The 16,470-nt window shown below is 50.0% G+C and carries 17 protein-coding genes; all 17 read left to right on the top strand.

From position 1 onward, the window contains the following. The first annotated feature begins 29 nt into the window (after positions 1-29). Positions 30-305: an HU family DNA-binding protein gene (locus tag ACFQNG_RS02370; RefSeq protein WP_379863221.1), complete on the top strand. Its 276-nt coding sequence runs from the start codon at positions 30-32 to the stop codon at positions 303-305. A gap of 163 nt (positions 306-468) precedes the next feature. Next, entirely contained in the window at positions 469-1,248 is a 780-nt protein-coding gene (locus tag ACFQNG_RS02365; RefSeq protein WP_379863220.1) for a basic amino acid ABC transporter substrate-binding protein, read from the top strand. Between the two features lie 260 nt (positions 1,249-1,508). Next, complete coding sequence (locus ACFQNG_RS02360) at positions 1,509-2,282, top strand: basic amino acid ABC transporter substrate-binding protein (RefSeq protein WP_379863219.1); 774 nt, start codon at positions 1,509-1,511, stop codon at positions 2,280-2,282. A 162-nt stretch (positions 2,283-2,444) separates the two neighbouring features. Next, complete coding sequence (locus tag ACFQNG_RS02355; RefSeq protein WP_379863218.1) at positions 2,445-3,131, top strand: amino acid ABC transporter permease; 687 nt, start codon at positions 2,445-2,447, stop codon at positions 3,129-3,131. Positions 3,132-3,136: 5 nt separating this feature from the next. Beyond that, the gene (locus ACFQNG_RS02350) at positions 3,137-3,859 is read left to right on the top strand and encodes an amino acid ABC transporter ATP-binding protein (RefSeq protein ID WP_379863217.1); all 723 of its coding nucleotides are present in this window, start codon (positions 3,137-3,139) and stop codon (positions 3,857-3,859) included. A 118-nt stretch (positions 3,860-3,977) separates the two neighbouring features. Then, on the top strand, positions 3,978-4,175 hold the full coding sequence (cspD, locus tag ACFQNG_RS02345; RefSeq protein WP_379863216.1) for a cold-shock protein CspD: 198 nt from the start codon (positions 3,978-3,980) through the stop codon (positions 4,173-4,175). Between the two features lie 287 nt (positions 4,176-4,462). After that, positions 4,463-5,020: a ribosome hibernation-promoting factor, HPF/YfiA family gene (gene hpf / locus ACFQNG_RS02340; RefSeq protein ID WP_379863215.1), complete on the top strand. Its 558-nt coding sequence runs from the start codon at positions 4,463-4,465 to the stop codon at positions 5,018-5,020. Positions 5,021-5,188: 168 nt separating this feature from the next. Beyond that, the gene (gene wecB / locus ACFQNG_RS02335) at positions 5,189-6,259 is read left to right on the top strand and encodes a non-hydrolyzing UDP-N-acetylglucosamine 2-epimerase (protein WP_379863469.1); all 1,071 of its coding nucleotides are present in this window, start codon (positions 5,189-5,191) and stop codon (positions 6,257-6,259) included. A gap of 513 nt (positions 6,260-6,772) precedes the next feature. Next, positions 6,773-7,996 (top strand): glycosyltransferase family 4 protein, encoded by a 1,224-nt coding sequence (locus tag ACFQNG_RS02330; RefSeq protein WP_379863214.1) that lies wholly within the window; start codon positions 6,773-6,775, stop codon positions 7,994-7,996. A gap of 161 nt (positions 7,997-8,157) precedes the next feature. Continuing rightward, positions 8,158-10,704 carry a preprotein translocase subunit SecA gene (gene secA, locus ACFQNG_RS02325; RefSeq protein ID WP_379863213.1) on the top strand — a complete coding sequence of 849 codons (2,547 nt, stop codon included), beginning with the start codon at positions 8,158-8,160 and terminating at the stop codon, positions 10,702-10,704. An 84-nt stretch (positions 10,705-10,788) separates the two neighbouring features. Further along, positions 10,789-11,902 (top strand): peptide chain release factor 2 gene (gene prfB, locus ACFQNG_RS02320; protein ID WP_379863212.1). Its coding sequence is split into 2 segments (ribosomal slippage): positions 10,789-10,860 and positions 10,862-11,902, totalling 1,113 coding nucleotides; the frame shifts between segments, so codons are not numbered across the junction. A gap of 31 nt (positions 11,903-11,933) precedes the next feature. Beyond that, positions 11,934-12,821: an enoyl-CoA hydratase-related protein gene (locus ACFQNG_RS02315; protein ID WP_379863211.1), complete on the top strand. Its 888-nt coding sequence runs from the start codon at positions 11,934-11,936 to the stop codon at positions 12,819-12,821. 96 nt (positions 12,822-12,917) lie between these two features. Further along, entirely contained in the window at positions 12,918-13,223 is a 306-nt protein-coding gene (locus ACFQNG_RS02310) for a hypothetical protein (RefSeq protein WP_379863210.1), read from the top strand. Positions 13,224-13,294: 71 nt separating this feature from the next. Next, a complete protein-coding gene (locus ACFQNG_RS02305) occupies positions 13,295-13,678 on the top strand; it encodes a hypothetical protein (RefSeq protein ID WP_379863209.1) in 384 nt (127 codons plus the stop codon). Positions 13,679-13,694: 16 nt separating this feature from the next. Further along, positions 13,695-14,042: a c-type cytochrome gene (locus ACFQNG_RS02300; protein ID WP_379863208.1), complete on the top strand. Its 348-nt coding sequence runs from the start codon at positions 13,695-13,697 to the stop codon at positions 14,040-14,042. A gap of 142 nt (positions 14,043-14,184) precedes the next feature. After that, a complete protein-coding gene (gene argC, locus ACFQNG_RS02295) occupies positions 14,185-15,216 on the top strand; it encodes an N-acetyl-gamma-glutamyl-phosphate reductase (RefSeq protein WP_379863207.1) in 1,032 nt (343 codons plus the stop codon). Between the two features lie 12 nt (positions 15,217-15,228). After that, positions 15,229-16,464: a bifunctional glutamate N-acetyltransferase/amino-acid acetyltransferase ArgJ gene (gene argJ / locus ACFQNG_RS02290; RefSeq protein ID WP_379863206.1), complete on the top strand. Its 1,236-nt coding sequence runs from the start codon at positions 15,229-15,231 to the stop codon at positions 16,462-16,464. Positions 16,465-16,470 lie beyond the last annotated feature (6 nt).

The following is a 16,470-nucleotide window of genomic DNA, read 5'->3' as shown; positions in this document are numbered from 1 at the left end:
ACAAGAACCAGAACGAAGGAGAGTTGAATATGAACAAAACAGAATTGATTGAACGTGTGGCGGAAAGCACGGGAAAAACCAAAAAAGAAGCCGGCCTAATCATTGATAGTGTTTTCCAAACGATCTCGGATGCACTCAGCAGCGGTGAAAAGGTGACCCTGATCGGCTTCGGAAACTTCGAAGTGCGTGAACGGGCGGCTCGGACAGGCCGCAACCCGCAAACGGGCGAAGAGATTACGATTGAAGCCAGCAAAGTTCCGGCATTTAAGCCTGGTAAACAATTAAAAGAAATTGTGAACCAATAAAAGGAAGGAACACCCGGTTCAGGAAACAAACTGAGTCGGGTGTTTCTTATTTGTTTCAAAAGGTTTGATATTTTGTTACAGAATGTTTTATAATTAATCGGAAAGTTATTATTCATATGTTAAATTAATAGGTTCGAAATTTAAAAAAAGGGGTGAGCGGCAAGTGGTTCTTTGGAAAAAAGCCGGTTTCTGTTTGTTGCTGGTATCGTTGGTCTGGGTTTTAAGTGGATGCGGCCAGGGAGGGAAAGAAGGAGAGCCAGGAGAACAAATCGTGAAAGTCGGAACGGATGCTGCTTATCCACCATTTGAAAGCCAGACCGGGGATCAGAAGCTGGTCGGTTTTGATATGGAGGTTATGGAAGCGATAGCCAAAGCGGGCGGCTTTAAGGTCCAGATCCAACATACGGGTTGGGATCCATTGTTTGAAGGGATCAATAGCCAAAAGGTGGATGCGGGGATTTCGGCCATTACCATTACGGAAGACCGGAAAGAGCAATACGATTTCTCCGACCCGTACTTTGATGCCAAACAGCAAATTCTCCTTCCGAGTGATTCGCAAGTAAAGACGCTGAAAGAGTTGCAAGGGAAGAAAATCGGCGTGCAATCGGCTACCACGGGGGAGTTTGTGGTGCATGAGGCGTTTGGCAAGACTTATCCGCATTTGAAAGGGTATGATGATACCCCGACGGCGATTGAAGATTTGAAACTGGGGCGTTTGGATGCGGTGGTGGCGGATAAAGGGATTGTTTTGGAATACATTAAACGCTTGGGACCGGACAAGTTTAAAGCGGTAGAAGATCCCTCGTTCCCTCCGGAACAATATGGAATCATCGTGAAAAAGGGAAACAAAGCGCTGTTGGACAAGATCAATGCGGGTCTGAAGAAAATCAAAGAAGATGGAACATATGACAAGCTATATAAAAAGTATTTCCAAGTGCAATAGAACCAGTCGTGTGCTTTACCATATTTAGGCGATACTCTTGAATATTTATTAATCAACTGGGATAAGTAGGAAGGGTCGTTTGGCGGCCGTGTGCCCTGTTGTTAGTAAATGAAGTTGATGACTTAGCAAAATAAATAGATGTTTTATGTTGAATATATATTCATTTATATTGTATAATAAATCCATCCGATTATCTTTCTTTAGCTAGAGATTTCGCACTTATTTATAAAGAGATTCAGACGGAAAAGGAGAGGATGGAGATGAAAAAGCGACTGGTCCTATTGGGAATTGCCGCCTTGGCCGTATCGGTCATGCTGACGGGCTGCGGCGGAAAACAACAGGCGAAAGCGGACAAGGTGATTCAGATTGGCACCAATGCCGAGTTCCCCCCATTTGAATTCCAAGAAGGGAACGGGGAAATCAGCGGTTTTGATGCGGAGCTGATTCGCGAGATCGGCAAAGCCGTAGGCATGGACGTGCAGATTACCCATATGGGTTTCGACGCGATTTTTGAAGGAATCGATCGGGGGAAGGTGGATGCCGGGGTAGCGGCGATTACGATTACCGAAGACCGCAAGAAAACGGTTGATTTTACCGAGCCTTACTTTGATGCGAAACAATATATCTTGGTGCCGGAACAATCCAATATCAAGTCCTTAAAAGAGCTGAAAGGCAAAAAGATCGGTGTTCAGTCAGCCACGACAGGGGAAGCGATCGTGCAAGAAGCGTTTGGCAAAACCTATGAAGGGCTGAAGGGATATGATGAGACGCCATCGGCCATCAACGATTTGCAAATCGGGCGATTGGACGCCGTTGTCGTGGACAGTGCGGTTGTGGTGGAGTTTAAAAAGAAATTGGGCGACGGCAAATTCAAAATCGTGGAGGATCCCGCTTTGCCTGTGGAGCAATATGGCATCGCCGTGAAGAAAGGCAATGGCGAAATGTTGAAAAAGCTGAATGAAGGCCTGAAGAAAGTAAAAGAAAATGGAACGTATGACAAAATCCACAACAAATATTTCGGAAATAACAAGTAAACATTGCCAAATGAGGAGTGCCTTGGCACTCCTTTCTTTTCATTGTGGATAACCTGTTTATAAGTTGTGTGGAAAACGAGTTGTGGATGTTGTGGATAATGTGGATAAAGCTGTGAATAACTGAAAAAAAAAGACTTTGGGTGAAGGGGGCTGTGGATAACTATGGTATGGGATTGGTCAGTGATTGTTGAATACCAGGATTTGTTCATTCGAGGGCTCTGGATGACTATCCAGTTGACTGTGGTTGCCGTCGCGGTTGGATTATTAATCGGACTTATTTTAGGGTTAATGAGAATTTCGGGAAAAAAATGGTTGATTATTCCTGCCACTGCCTATGTGGACCTCTTCCGTGGGACGCCGCTCCTGTTGCAGATTTTGGCCATTCATTTTGCGATTTTGCCTACGTTGTTTCAAGATATGCTGGGCTTTCCGGCGCCAGATGCGCTGACATCCAGTTTCGTTGCGCTATCTTTGAATGCCGGCGCCTATATCGCGGAGATTTTTCGGGGAGGCATTCAATCGATTGAAAAAGGGCAAATGGAAGCGGCCCGCTCGTTGGGCATGACTTATTGGCAAGCGATGAAGCTGATCATCTTGCCCCAGGCTTTCAAGCGGATGTTGCCGCCGCTTGGAAATGAATTTATCGCATTGCTGAAAGACAGCTCCCTTGTCACGGTCATTGCCGTCAATGATATTACCTATGCGGCTTTTACCACGGCAAAAAACACGTTTGTGCGTTGGCCCCCTTATCTCACGGCTGGATTGATGTATTTGGTGTTAACCCTGATTTTGTCCCGTGTCGTGTATTACTTGGAAAAACGGTTTAACACAAACGGTCGGAAAGGGTGAGACAGGTGATCCAGGTAGAAAATCTCAATAAATTTTTTGGCGAACATCATGTATTAAAAGAGTTAAATGCACATATTAAAGAAAAAGACGTTGTCTGTGTGATTGGTCCGAGTGGTTCCGGCAAAAGCACATTCCTGCGCTGTCTCAATTTGTTGGAGCAAGTAAGCTCAGGCCGCGTGGTGGTCAACGGGTTTGACCTGACGGATCCCAAAACAGATATCAACCGGGTTCGCACGGATGTTGGAATGGTATTTCAGCAGTTTGAATTGTTTCCTCATAAAAAGGTGATTGACAATATCACCTTGGCACCGATTCATGTGCGCAAGACGCCCAAAGCCGAAGCGGAATCAAAAGCATTGGCGCTCTTAGAGAAAGTGGGATTGCGGGAAAAGGCGGAGGCTTACCCTGGGGAGCTGTCAGGGGGACAGAAGCAGCGGGTGGCGATCGCAAGGGCGCTTGCGATGGAACCCAAGCTGATGTTATTTGATGAACCCACATCCGCATTGGATCCTGAGATGGTCAAAGAGGTGCTCGAGGTCATGAAGAAACTGGCCCGTGAAGGGATGACCATGGTGGTCGTAACGCATGAAATGGGATTTGCGCGGGAAGTGGGCGACCGAGTCATCTTTATGGATGATGGGAGAATCATAGAGGAAGGGTCACCAGACGAAATCTTTTCTCAACCTAAACATGGCCGCTTAAAAACATTTTTAAGCAAGGTGCTATGATTTGTTTTGTAGGTCAATAGTACTACCTTGACAGTATTTTTAGACAAATGGTATATTTAAGTGGCATAAGATGCGCTTCTTATGCAAATGACTACGATTTAAGAAGGGATTGTGTTTTATGCAAGGCAAAGTCAAGTGGTTTAACGCGGAAAAAGGCTATGGTTTCATTGAGCGCGAGGGTGGCGAAGATGTATTCGTGCACTACACCGCCATTCAAATGGATGGTTTCAAGTCTCTGGAAGAAGGTCAAGAAGTTGAATTTGAAATCGTAGAGGGTTCCCGTGGACCACAGGCTGCGAACGTTGTGAAAAAGTAATGTTGCTTTGGAATCAACGAAATTCCCGCTCCCTAGAGCTAACGCTTTAGGGGGCTTTTAATTTGCCGCCGATAATGAAACGGATTCCAGTGGGCAACTCCGCTCACACGTTCGATTATACAAAAAAATCGATTGTTGTAAAGGGTTTGAACGAAACGTATATTGAAATATTGTGTATATTCATTTGACATATCTTTAATTTTATTTTGTGATTTTGTGAAAAAGAGGAGGAATTTCTCTGGAATCCGGGAATAGAAAGAGTACAAAGCGGAAGGAGGATGTTCTCTATGAGATATGTCATCCGTGGTCATAACATTGAAGTGACTGATGCGTTACATGAGTTTGTGGAACGGAAGTTGGGACGTCTCGAACGATATTTTGATGACGTCAATGAAACCGAAGCTCATGTCGCCCTGACTGTGGTGAAAGATCAGCATCGGGTGGAAGTGACCATCCCGTTTCCCGGGGTGATCGTCCGTGCTGAAGAATCCAGTGAGGACATGTACGCATCTGTCGACTTGGTGGTTGAAAAGCTCGAGCGGCAGATTCGCAAGCATAAAACACGGATTCACCGCAAAGTACGCCTGGATGTTAGCTTCCGCAATGGTCATAGAGGGCAATCGTGGGAACAAGAAGCGGCCCCCACGGTGATTGCCGATGAGGAAGAGCTGGATCTCGTTCGGACCAAGCGCTTCCATTTTAAACCGATGGATACGGAAGAAGCGATGCTCCAAATGGACATGCTTGGGCACAACTTCTTTGTGTTCACCAATGCCGTATCCAATCAGGTCAATGTGATTTACAAAAGAAAAGACGGAAAATACGGGTTGATTGAACCGGAATGAGATAGAGAGGGTTGAAAAAGGGAATCCGCCAATGCCGGCGGGTTCTTTTTCATTTTGTTAAGAAGAAGTGGCGATTATTGAAACTGGCCCCACCTGTGTTATGATAGCAAAGGACAAACAAAGATTCTCTCTATTCCGACTGGTGAGATGCAGGGGGTTTAAAATGTGATGAAAGTACTGACTGTTGTTGGAGCGAGGCCGCAATTCATCAAAGCAGCTCCTGTTTCGCGCGTGATTCGCGAACGCGCGCAAGAGGTATTGGTACATACCGGACAACATTATGATAAATCGATGTCTGACGTTTTCTTTGAAGAATTGCATATTCCCGTGCCGGAGTATCATCTTCATGTCGGCTCCAAATCGCATGGGGCCCAGACGGGTGAGATGTTGAGCAAAGTGGAAGAAGTGATGTTGAAGGAGAAGCCTGATTGTGTGCTGGTGTATGGCGACACCAACTCCACCTTGGCGGGGGCGCTGGCGGCAAGCAAGCTGCATATTCCCGTCGCGCACGTGGAAGCGGGGCTTCGCAGTTTCAACCGCCGGATGCCGGAGGAGATTAACCGCGTGCTGACGGACCATGTGTCTGAATGGCTGTTTTGCCCAACTCCCACCGCGGTGCGCCACCTGCAAACGGAAGGAATCACCAAAGGCGTTCATCTGACAGGAGATGTGATGTTGGATGCGGTCGCTTACAACAGCCGGCTCGCCAATGACAAATCGACGATCCTGTCCGACCTGGGCCTGGAAGCGGGCGGGTATGTGCTGATCACGCTGCATCGTGCGGAAAACACCGATGACCCCGCGCGCCTCAGCCAAATCATCGGCGCAATCAACGAATTGCCGCTGCCGGCTGTCCTACCGCTGCACCCACGCACCAAAGGCAAGCTGGCACCGCTTGGTTTGGAAATCACCAATCCAAACGTGAAACTGATTGAGCCGGTTGGATACTTGGATATGCTGCAACTGGAAGTGAACGCCAAGAAGATCCTGACCGATTCGGGCGGGGTGCAAAAAGAGGCGTTCTTCGCCAAGGTGCCCTGCATCACCATGCGGGACGAAACGGAATGGACCGAGACGGTTGAACTGGGCACCAATGTTCTCGTGGGCGCGGACCAAAGCAAAATCCTTGAAGCGGTTCACGGGTTTGAAGTCGACTTCTCCCAAGTGCCAGAGGTGTTTGGGGATGGACGCGCGTCCGAGAAGATTTTGGATCAACTGATGAAAGATTTGGGGAAATAAGCATGGCAGACCGGCCGGCTCCCATGAGGGAGTTGGTCGGTTTTTGTTTTCATTCAGTCTCATGCCACCCCGTACTAGCCGGTGTCCGTCCGCTTTTCACGCCAATTTCAAACTTGACTATTTTTCGAAAGGGATACACAAACCCAGACCATTTATGTTACATTGTCACTAGTTTCTATTACGTTGCTGTAACATAGTGACAAAAACATTACAATATCCAATATTTTCATGCTTCCGTTCTGTGATGAAGATGTTGCCTTTTGGTACCCGCTCCAACAAGGGGCTTGAGATAGATTTTGGTAATGATTGAAGCATTAGAGGATATATTGGAAAGATATAAGCGAGATAAGCGAAATCACTCGGAGACAGGCGTGTTGATCAGGCGGTTTTGCCTGTACCCTGTGGGTGAAAGCGGAATGATGGGAGCTTTGTGATCAATCCGCCTCCATCCACCATCTGAAAAAATCAACACACCTGATACGGAGATATGGACCATAAGGGGAAGTGAAGAAGTTGCGTATCTGGTTAGCCAATCATTATGCTGTACCTCCCAATATCGCAGGGATTACACGCCATTATGAATTAGCGCGCGAATGGGCGCGGGAAGAAGGGGCGGAAGTAACCGTGTTCTTGTCCAATTTCGTCCATCCGCGCCGCACGTTCATTACAGAAGAAGAAAAACAAGGAATCGAGCAGGTAAAAGGGTTAAAGCTGAATTGGCTTTGGTCTTTCCCCCATAAGCAAAACGATTTTCGGCGCATCATCAATATGGGAAGTTTTGCGGCGGTCTTTTTCTTGGCCGGCCTGCTCAAGAAGAAGCCGGATGTGTTGATCGCTTCTTCACCCCATCTGTTCACGGCGTTTGCGGGTTGGATGTTGGCCAAGCTGAAAGGTTGCCCCTTTGTGTTGGAAGTGCGTGACCTCTGGCCCGATTCCCTGATCAAGATGGGCGGATTGAACAACAAGCATGTGGTCAAGCTTCTCACTTGGATGGAATCGTTCTTATATGAAAAAGCGGATCAGATCATCGTATTGACTGAGCACCAGCGCAAATTCATCGCTGACAAGGGGATTGACCCGGACAAGATCGACCTGATTCCCAATGGAATTGTGGTTAGCTCTTGGCAGCCAAATCCGGAGAAACGGGTGGAATTTCGCCGGAAGATGGGTGTGACGGAAGACCAATTTGTGGCCATTTACACCGGGGCACATGGACCGGCCAACGCCCTGGAGTATGTGGTGAAAGCGGGGCGCCACCTGAAGCCGAACACCGCGATTGTGCTCATCGGGGACGGGCCGGAAAAAGAGAGATTGCTGAAAATCAAGCAAGAAGAGGGCTTGGACAATATCCATCTGCTTGATCCCGTGCCCAAGGCGGAGATTTTTGATTACACCTATGCGGCTGATTGCGGGATTATCTCACTGGCCGATAACGAGGTTTTCCGCGGGGCTCGACCAAACAAGCTGTTTGATTACACCTTCATCGGACTGCCGATCATCTCCACCGTCGATGGTGAAGTGCGTGAAATCGTGGAGAAAAACCAAGTGGGAATCTTTGCGGGTGCGGAGAATCCGGAAGGGTTGGCCGAGGCGATTGATCAAGTTCGCTCTTTCAATGAAGAGGAGCGGGCGGCGATTAAGGAACGGGGACGTCAGTATATTGACAGAGAAGGGGATCGCAAGAAGTTGGCCCATCGTTTTTATGAGATTTTAAGAGAGCTGGTAAACCGCAAATAGAGTGTTACGGACCTATCCTCAAGGTCCGTCCTCTTTTATTTCGGTTAAAAGTGAAATTGACCTACAAATTTGATAAACTAAAATAAGTAGGTTTTGCACTGTGTCGATGCCAGAAATGAGCTCTTTATCATAAATCCAGCTCTAGGTAGGAGATGATGAAGGTGTTAGGTACCCTTCGTAAACTGTTTGACCCATATGAACGGCAATTGAAGAAGTTTTTCAGTATTGCGGATCATATCGATTCATTGGAACCCGAATTGCAAAACTTGAGCGATGCGGAATTGAGAGGCAAAACGGATGAGTTCCGAGCGCGCCTGGAGAAAGGGGAAACTTTGGATGACCTTCTTCCTGAAGCGTTTGCCGTTGTGCGTGAGGCGGCCAAACGCGTATTGAACATGCGTCATTTCCGCGTGCAGCTCGTTGGTGGGATGGTTCTTCACCATGGGGATATCGCTGAGATGAAGACGGGGGAAGGGAAAACCTTGGTGTCCACCCTACCCGCTTATTTGAATGCGTTGGAAGGCAAAGGCGTCCACATTGTTACGGTGAACGATTACTTGGCTAAGCGTGACAAAGAGTGGATGGGCCAGGTGTTTGAATTCCTGGGTCTTACGGTTGGCTTGAATCTGCCGATGATGTCTTCGGAAGAGAAGCGGGCTGCCTACCAAGCGGATATCACGTTTGGTACCAACAATGAGTTCGGGTTTGACTATCTGCGCGACAATATGGTACTGTATCCCGAGCAATTGACGCAACGCGAACTCAACTTCGCGATCATTGACGAGGTGGACAGCATCCTGATCGATGAAGCGCGGACTCCGCTTATCATCAGCGGGCAAGCCAACAAAGCGACGGACCTTTACTATACCGCCGACAATATCGTGCGTCGTCTTAAGAACGAGGAAGATTATACGGTTGACATCAAGACCAAGCAAGTGACACTGACGGAAGACGGTGTGAAAAAGGTGGAAAACTTCCTTGGCATCGACAACCTCTATGACATGAAGCATATCACGCTCAACCATCACGTCCAGCAGGCGTTAAAAGCGCATGTCCTGATGAAGCGTGATGAAGATTATGTGGTGAATGAAGAAGGCGTCGTGATAGTCGATGAATTTACGGGCCGCCTGATGTATGGCCGCCGTTACAGCGATGGATTGCATCAAGCGATTGAGGCGAAGGAAGGGTTGCAAGTTCAGCGCGAAAGCATGACACTGGCGACCATTACCTTGCAAAACTACTTCCGTTTGTACAAAAAGCTGTCCGGAATGACGGGTACGGCGAAGACGGAAGAAGAAGAGTTCCGCAAAATCTACAATATGGACGTATATCCGATTCCAACCAACCGTCCGCAACAGCGCAACGATATGTCAGATGTGCTGTATAAAACGGAAGAAGCCAAGTTCAACGCGGTGGTGGAAGAGATCGCCCGGCGTCATGCCAAAGGGCAACCGGTGCTGGTCGGTACCGTTTCGATCGAGAAGTCGGAGCGCCTGTCCCGTTTGTTAAAGAAAAAAGGCATTCCGCATGAAGTGTTGAACGCGAAAAACCACGCCCGGGAAGCGGAGATCGTCGCGCAAGCCGGACAGCGGGGCGCGGTAACGATCGCCACCAACATGGCGGGACGCGGGACGGACATCGTGCTGGGCGAAGGCGTGGCCGAACTGGGCGGATTGCACATCATCGGAACGGAACGGCATGAGAGCCGCCGGATCGACAACCAGCTGCGCGGTCGTGCGGGTCGTCAAGGCGATCCCGGTTCTTCCCAATTCTACCTCTCCTTATCCGATGAGTTGATGCGTCGCTTTGGCGGGGAAAACCTTGAAAGCATGTTGGAGCGCCTGGGACTGCCGGAAGACCAGCCGATCGAAGGCAAAATGTTCTCGCGCGCCGTCGCCAACGCGCAACGCAAAGTGGAGGCGAACAACTTTGATGCGCGTCGTTGGGTCTTGCAATATGACGATGTGATGAACCAACAGCGGGAAGTCATCTACAAGCAGCGCCGCGAAGTGCTTGCGAGCGACAATCTGAAAGATGTCGTGCTGGGCATGGCCAAATCGACGATTGAACACATCGTCCAATCGCATACCGCGGAGGACTTGGAAGAAGAGTGGAACATTGAAGCGATTGTGGACTATGTTGCCAATAACCTCTTGCCTGAAGGCCGCATCGATGCAGAAGATTTGGAAGGCAAAGAGCCGGCTGAGATGGTAGAAGAGATTTTTGAAGAGGTTAAAGAATACTATCAAGAGCGCCAAAAGGAAATCGGGGATGAGCGCTTGCAGGAATTCTCCAAAGTGGTTGTGCTCCGCACCGTGGACCGGAAATGGATGGACCATATTGATGCGATGGAACAATTGCGCCAAGGCATTCATCTGCGCGCATATGGACAGGATAATCCGCTTCGTGCTTACCAGTTCGAAGGATTTGCCATGTTTGAGGCGATGATCCAAGAAATCCAGGAAGAAATCGTGAAATATGTGATGAAATCCGTCATCACCGAGGAAGAAGAACTTGAGCGTGAAGAAGTGGCTGTCAATCCGACAGCGGTGTCCGGCGGGTCCGACCAGGAAGCGGATGCGCCCAAGAAGGAACCGGTTCGCCGCACGGACAAAGTGGGGCGCAATGAGCCGTGTCCTTGCGGCAGCGGCAAAAAGTACAAAAACTGTTGCCTCAAAACGGAAAAAACCGTAACAGCAGGCAATTAGAAAGGTAGGGAGAGACTCCCTGCCTTTTTAAAGTGAGTGATTAGGCGATATAATAGAAGCAAATTGCAGTTGAGGTGACGCAATATGGAAATGAGCGAAATCAAGCAACAGTTAGCGACTACAGCCAAGCGTTTGGCGGATATCAGGGGGTCTCTTTGACCTCGATCAAAAGAAAGCGCGTTTAAGTGAACTGGAGGAGCAGATGGCTTCGCCCACCTTCTGGGACAACCAAGAAGAGGCGCAAAAAGTGATCGACGAGATGAAGCATCTCAAAGACCAGATTGAAGTGATGGCTGGCCTCGAGGAGAAGTTGGAAGAGTGCCAACTCATGATGGAACTGATGAGCGAAGAAGGCGAGGACGCCGGCTTGCAGGAAGAGCTGGCCAAAGGCGTGCGTTCATTATCCAAAGAGATTGATGCCTTCGAATTGGCGTTGATGTTAAGTGAGCCGTATGACCGCAATTCGGCCATCCTTGAACTCCACCCCGGGGCCGGGGGAACCGAATCCCAAGACTGGGCGGAAATGCTGTTGCGCATGTACACCCGTTGGGCGGAGCGGAACGGTTATAAAGTGGAAACTTTGGATTACCTCCCCGGTGAGGAAGCGGGTGTCAAAAGCGTGACGCTTCTGATCAAAGGGGTGAATGCCTATGGTTACCTCAAGGCGGAAAAAGGCGTCCATCGGTTGGTGCGGATCTCGCCATTCGATGCGTCGGGCCGCCGCCACACCTCTTTCGTTTCATGCAATGTGATGCCGGAAATCGATAATGATGTGGAGATTGAGGTGCGGGCCGATGAGCTGAAAGTAGATACCTATCGCTCCAGCGGCGCGGGTGGGCAGCACGTCAATACGACTGATTCGGCTGTACGGATCACCCATCTTCCCACAGGTGTCGTCGTGACTTGCCAGTCAGAACGCTCGCAGATCAAAAACCGCGAAAAAGCGATGAAGATCTTGAAGGCGCGTCTCTATGAACGCAAATTGGAAGAGCAACAAAAAGAGTTGCAAGCGTTGAAGGGGGAACAAACGGAGATCGGTTGGGGGAACCAGATTCGTTCTTATGTTTTCCATCCTTACAGCTTGGTCAAAGATCACCGCACACAGACCGAAGTGGGGAACGTGCAAGCGGTGATGGATGGGGAGATCAATCCGTTCATCGAAGCATATCTGCGGATGATGATGAACAAAAAAAGCTGAGCAGGAAAAGTGCAAATAGGCGCAGAATGGATTGTCAAGATTTGAAACGGATGGGTGGCATGAAACGCTTCAGAATCGGGAAATTGTCGGTTTTGGATTGAACATCACCTTTGAGATGGAGGGGATTTTCTTGTCCAACTGGAAGCATATCCTATGTGAACAAGGTGAAGGGTGGGCTTTGCTTACCCTGACTCGGCCCAAGGTGTTGAATGCGTTGAGTCGGGAAGTGTTGATGGAGTTGGATGCTGCGATCGACTGGGTGGAGCAGAATGACGCGGTTCGTGTGCTCATTGTCACGGGTGCGGGGGAGAAAGCGTTTGTGGCGGGAGCGGATATCGCCGAGTTAAGCCAAATCGCCAGCAGCGAAGAGGCGGAACGGACCGCATCATATGGCCAACGGGTGTTCGCCCGGCTGGAGGAGCTGGAAAAGCCGGTGATCATGGCCATCAATGGCTTTGCGCTGGGCGGGGGGATGGAGTTGGCGATGTGCGGGGATATCCTGCTTGCCAGCGCAAACGCCCGTTTTGGCCAACCGGAGATCAATTTGGGTGTCATTCCCGGTTATGGGGGGACGCAACGCTTAAGTCGCCTGGTGGGCAGGCAGATGGCAAAGTATCTCTGCATGACCGGGGAGATGTTGTCTGCGGATGAGGCGGTCCGCTGTGGGATTGTGCAAAAAGTGGTACCGCAGGAGGCGCTGTTGGAGGAAGCGAAAAGGTTGGCGGAAACATTGGTGAAGAAAGCACCCATTGCACTCAAATACATCAAAAAAGCCATTCATAATGGAATCGATATCGATTTACCAACCGGCCTCAAATTGGAAGCTTCCTATTTCGGGTTGACGTTTGACACGCATGACCGCAAAGAGGGAATGGATGCTTTTCTGGAGAAGCGAGCACCCCGATTCACAGGAAAATAGGCTTCGCCGTGGCCGGCCGGATCGCCGGCCTTTCTGTTGGTTGGATCACGTGTGCAGATAGAACGGGAGTAAAAAGGAATCAAGGGAGGTTGAGCGATGGACATGTTATTGATTGGCGGTGGCTCCGTCATCTTGGTTGTCGCGGTGATCATTATCGTCAGCGTCGTGATCGGAAAGAAGAGGAGACAAGAAGTAGAAGAACTGGATAAGATGTTTCCGGATGGAAGCATGTCGAGTGACAATATTAAAATCAGTGTGGAAAAAGTGCGTCGGACGACAATGCAGAGGGAACGGCGCCAAAAACAGCAGATTCATCGGGAAAGACCCAAGAAAGGCCAAAAAACCTTGCCATTTGAAGACCAAGAAATTATCCATGTATTGATGCGGCAGACGAAGAGTTAGGGAAAGAAGGGAACGAGTGGAATGCGGTTGAAGAAGCCGCTCAGGAAAAAAAGCGTTCCAGCCGCACTTCCATGGATAAATTCAAATCCCGCAGCAAAAAGCAGGAAAGCGAATGGAAAGAAGAGCCCACATTGGATAAAGAGGCTTCTAAGGAAGACAAAGACAGGGACAAGTCGTTTGCCGTGCGCAAAATGACCCGGAAAGCGTCGCGGGATGAAAAAGAGCTTGCGGATGATCCACTGAACAAGGAGCAAGGGAGTGCCGATGCGGCTACGAACCGGCGATTATATAAGCGCAGTTTATTAAAAGCGTCGGAGGACAGCCGGGAAACGAACCCGCCAAAAGCGAGCCTGATCGATACGCAAATGTATGCGGCCGAAGACGAGGAAATGGAAGAAAAACCAACGTTATCCCGTTCCCAAGCGAAAAGTGGGCGCAGCTGGTTCAAAAAATGACAAAAGGTGATCACAGATGAAGCGTACACAGAAGCGATGGGCCATTCTTGTTGGTGCAAGCGTGGCAGCCCTTGCCGTGGCTGGATGTGCGGCCGGCAATGGCAACAAGCCGGAATCGAAGACGAACGATCAAGCGCAAGCGACGCAAACCGCGGACCAAATTTACGCAAATAATTGTGCCTCTTGTCATGGCGGCAATTTGCAGGGGGGATTTGGTCCAAGCCTGGAGAAAATCGGCAGCAAGCTGAAAAAAGAACAGATTGTCCAAGTGTTGCAAAAAGGAAAGGGAAGCATGCCTTCACAGGGGCATTTATCCAGCCAAGAGCAAGAGAAGTTGGCAACTTGGTTGACCGAGAAAAAGTGAGACCAGCGAACAAAGAGCAAATGTCGCACAAACGAGTGTGTTCATTTGCTCTTTTTTATGCAACGCATTGAATAAAAATTAATATACATGTATAATAATGCAAGAACACATTAACGGACGAATAGTGATGGGGTGGCTAGTGATGAAAACAGCGGTGATCGGTTCGACAGGATATGGTGGAGTGGAGCTGATTCGGTTGATAGAAGGGCATCCGCATCTGGAGTTGGCAATGCTGGTTTCCACTTCACAAGCGGGTGAGCGATTATCCCGGGCTTATCCACATCTTCAACATCTCGAATACACATTCCAAGAGCTTGACGTCGAGCGGATCAGCCAAGAGACGGAACTCGTGTTTTTGGCGACGCCACCCGGCGTCAGTGTCAATTTGACCCCACAACTGCGGGCGCGAGGGAAAATGGTGATCGATCTGTCCGGGGATTTCCGCTTAGAAGATGGTCGGAGCTACGAAGCTTGGTACAACCGGAAGGCGGCTCCGGACCGGTGGCTCGAAGAAGCGGTGTATGGACTTAGCGAGTGGTTTGCGGAGGAGATCCGGAAAGCGGATTTGATTGCCAATCCGGGTTGTTATCCGACAGCGACGCTCTTGGGTCTGCTTCCTCTGCTCCGCGCGAAAATGATTGACCATCGCGCGTTGATCATCGATGCGAAGTCGGGCGTGACCGGGGCGGGACGAAAAGTGGATCAGTCGCTCCTCTTTTGCGAAGTGAATGAAAATCTGCGTCCATACAAAGTGGACGGACATCAGCATATTCCGGAGATTGAACAGATTGCCGGACGTTTTTGCTCAGCGGATGTGAAAGTGCGGTTTGTCCCCCACTTGGTTCCGATGAACAGGGGGATCCTCGTTACCCTTTATACACCGATGTTGCATAAATATGCGATGACGGAAGTGTTGTCGGTGTATAAGGAGGCGTATGAGTCCGCCCCGTTTGTGCGGATTGTGGAGCGCGGTTGGCCCGCAACCAAAGCGGTGCAAGGAAGCAACTTCTGCGATATCGGCGTTCATGTGGATGAACGGACAGGTTGGATCACCGTCTTATCGGCGATCGACAATCTGATGAAAGGAGCGGCGGGGCAGGCGATCCAAAACGCCAATGTGCGCATGGGCTGGCCCGTTGAGACCGGATTGAAGGGATTGCCATTGGTTCCATAGGGAGGAGAAAAGATGGGGAAAGAGTTAGGGGTATTGGAGCCCGCATTCACAATAAAGGAGCAAGCTTGCATCACTTCGCCCAAAGGGTTTAAGGCGGCGGGGATCCATGCCGGAATCAAGCGGAAGCGCCTCGATTTGGGCGCGATCGTTTGCGAGGTTGATGCGTCAGCGGCGGCTGTGTATACGGTCAACGCGTTTCAGGCGGCACCGATCAAGGTGACCCAGGACAGTTTGGGCGTGGCGGGGAAGTTGCGCGGGGTCGTCGTCAATAGCGGCAATGCCAACGCCTGCACGGGCCAACAAGGAGTAATGGACGCCTATGCGATGCGGGCGAAGTTGGCGGAACAGCTCGGGTGTCCCGCGCATTTGGTGGCCGTTGCCTCGACTGGGGTGATTGGCGTCATGATGCCGATGGAGAAGGTAACCCAAGGCATCGAAGAGTTGATGCCAACATTGAAAGAACGGGATACCTCCTTCGCTGAGGCCATACTGACGACGGATACTTGCACGAAACAAGTGGAAGTGACCCTGGAGATTGAGGGGAAACCGGTGACGATTGCGGGAGTGGCCAAAGGCTCCGGGATGATCAAGCCCAATATGGCGACGATGTTGGCGTTTGTCACCACCGATGCCGTGATCGAATCGGAAATTCTCCAGTCGTTGTTGTGGAAGACGACGGATGAGACCTTTAACATGATCACGGTCGATGGGGACACGAGTACCAACGACATGGTGTTGGTGATGGCGAGCGGAAAAGCGGCCCACGCGCCACTCGATATGCAGCATGCCGAATGGGCAAAGTTTCAACAAGCGTTTCAGTACGTATGCCGTGAGTTGGCCAAAATGATCGCCCGCGACGGCGAAGGGGCGACGCGCTTGGTCGAAGTGGTGGTGGAAGGCGCGGACCACGAACAGGAAGCGCAAAAGATCGCCAAGGCGGTGGTGGGATCCAGCTTGGTGAAAACGGCGGTGTTTGGCGCGGATCCCAACTGGGGCCGAATCTTGTGCGCGGTGGGTTACGGTGCGCCTTCTCTAAGGCCCGAATCGATCGATGTCTATCTCGGCCAAGTGAAAGTGGTAGAGGGAAGTGTGCCTTTGCCGTTTGATGAAGAGAAAGCGCAAGTGGAGCTAAAGCAAGAAAAAGTGGTCATTCGCCTTCATCTGAATCGGGGCCATGCCACCGCGACGGCGTGGGGATGTGATTTGACATACGAGTATGTGCGGATCAATGCGAGCTATCGAACTTAGGGGGGA

It is taken from the genome of Laceyella putida (genome assembly GCF_042665195.1).
Taxonomy (GTDB): domain Bacteria; phylum Bacillota; class Bacilli; order Thermoactinomycetales; family Thermoactinomycetaceae; genus Laceyella; species Laceyella putida.
This window is presented reverse-complemented; position numbering and strand designations above follow the sequence as displayed.